General features: G+C 73.9%; 2 protein-coding genes and 1 pseudogene. All 3 read right to left on the bottom strand.

Annotation, left to right across the window (positions count from 1 at the left end):
- Positions 1-612 (bottom strand): annotated as a pseudogene (locus tag FF041_RS29225) (hypothetical protein); the annotation flags it as partial.
- Entirely contained in the window at positions 609-1,331 is a 723-nt protein-coding gene (locus FF041_RS29220; protein ID WP_153525591.1) for a thioesterase II family protein, read from the bottom strand. The pseudogene FF041_RS29225 and the gene FF041_RS29220, both read right to left, overlap by 4 nt.
- On the bottom strand, positions 1,328-1,920 hold a 593-nt coding region (locus FF041_RS29215), incomplete at its 5' end, for an AMP-binding enzyme (protein ID WP_228388706.1). The genes FF041_RS29215 and FF041_RS29220, both read right to left, overlap by 4 nt.

Here is a 1,920-nt window from a genome sequence, read left to right as displayed (position 1 = left end):
CCGCAGGTCGAACACGCGGTCGACGGCGTCGAGCGAGCCGTCCGCGACCCCCGGGCACCGTACGGACACGACGGCGCCATGTCCCGGTTCACGGTGCGCCAGAGCGCCGCCGAGAGCGGCGAGAGCGGACGCCGCCGCGTCGCCGGTGAGCGACGGCAGCGGAACGCGGGCGGTCGCGTACCGCTCGGGGCCGCCCGGCCCCGGCCCGCCCCATACGGGAGCCGGCGGCGTGCGGTGCCGGCTGTCACCGTCACCCGGCGGTTTGAGCGCCACAGGCGGGGCGTCCGCCGCCAGCCGCAGGGCCACCCCGTGCAGGCCCGTCTCGTCGAGCAGCGACGCCGGGGCGGCGATCACCACGTCCTGGACGCCGTCGGCGTAGTCGAGCAGGGCGACCCTCAGCAGCGCTCCGGCGTCCCGGGCGAACGGACGCCCGGCCGTGCGGCACCGGAGGGCCGCGGCCCGTGGGTCGGTGCTCGCGTACGGGAGCCGTTCGGCCCATGCCCCCACGGTCCGCGGGGACGGCAGAGCGACGGAGGCGAGCGCACGGTCGACGGCGTCGGCGCCGAGCGGCACCGACGGCCGCACGACCAGCGCGCCGGTGAGGACGGTCACCTGCGCCCCCCGGGCAGTCCGGAGCCGAGATGCGCCATGATCGCGAAGAGGGGAGCCGGGTCGTCGGCGAGATACATATGGCCGCCCGGCAGCTCCCGCGTCACGCACTGGGCCGTGGTCCGCTCCGCCCAGGCCCGGCAGTCCTCGGCGCCGACCTGGTGGTCGTCGGTTCCGCGTACGACCGTGACCGGCACGGACAGCTGCCGCGCGTCGGCGAGTCGGTACGTCTCGTGGATGTGTACATCGGCACGGAGCACGGGCAGTACGACTTCACGCAGGTCCGGGTCGGCGAGCGCCGGGTGGACGTAGCCGGCGAGTTGCTCGACACGGGTGACGAACTCGTCGTCGTCCAGCTCCGATGAGCAGCGGCCGAGCGGGACACCCGGAGCCGCGGAACCGCTCGCCATCAGCCACAGCGGTCCGGCCGCCGGGGCGGTGCTCAGTTCGCGGGCGAGTTCATAGGCGAGGATCGCGCCGAAACTGTGGCCGAACAGGGCGTAGGGGCGGCCGTCGGCGCACTGGTCGCGCAGCGCCGGAACCAGGTCGCCGAGAGCCGCCTCGATGCTGTCGTACGGGTCCTCGCCGTATCGCTCCTCGCGGCCCGCGGGCTGGACCGGGACGATCTCGATGCCCTCGGGCGGCGTGGGCCAGCCCCGGTAGAAGGTGGCGCCGGCTCCGGCGAAGGGCAGGCAGAAGACGCGCACGGTGGGGCTGCTCATCGGCTCCCCTCCGAGGCCAGTCGTGCGCGGATGGTGTCATCGACGTACGCGGCGAGGTCGCGCAGGACCGGGTTCTCGAAAACGGCGGTCATCGGAATGGTCAGCTGGGCGTTCCGTTTCAGGCGGGCCACCACCCGGATCGCCAGAAGGGAGTGGCCGCCCGCCTCGAAGAAGTTGTCCAGGGGGCGCAGCCCTTCCACCCGGAGGACTTCCTCGCTGATGCGGATGAGGAGTTCCTCGGTGGCGGTGCGGGGCGCGTCGTCCCGGTCGTGGGCCGGTGTGCCCACGGCTGCCGTCGGCTCGGTCAGCGCACGTCGGTCGAGCTTGCCGGACGGTGTGAGCGGCAGGACGTCGAGCACGGTGTACGTCGAGGGGCGCATCCACTCCGGCAGCCGCGCTTCGGCGTGGGCGCGCAGCTCCTGGACGGTCCCGGCCGGTGTGAGATGTACGTAGGCGGCCAGGGCCGCGTCGCCGTCCTGCTCGCGGCGGATCACGGCGCATTCGGCGAGTCCGGGGAACTCGCCGAGCACGGACTCGACTTCGCCGAGTTCGATGCGGTAGCCGCGCACCTTGACCTGCTGGTCGTCCC

Origin of the sequence: Streptomyces jumonjinensis, from assembly GCF_009600885.1 — a bacterium.
In the GTDB taxonomy this organism is placed as follows: domain Bacteria; phylum Actinomycetota; class Actinomycetes; order Streptomycetales; family Streptomycetaceae; genus Streptomyces; species Streptomyces jumonjinensis.
The sequence above is the reverse complement of the archived record's forward strand: the minus strand, read 5'-3'. Positions and strand labels throughout refer to the sequence as shown.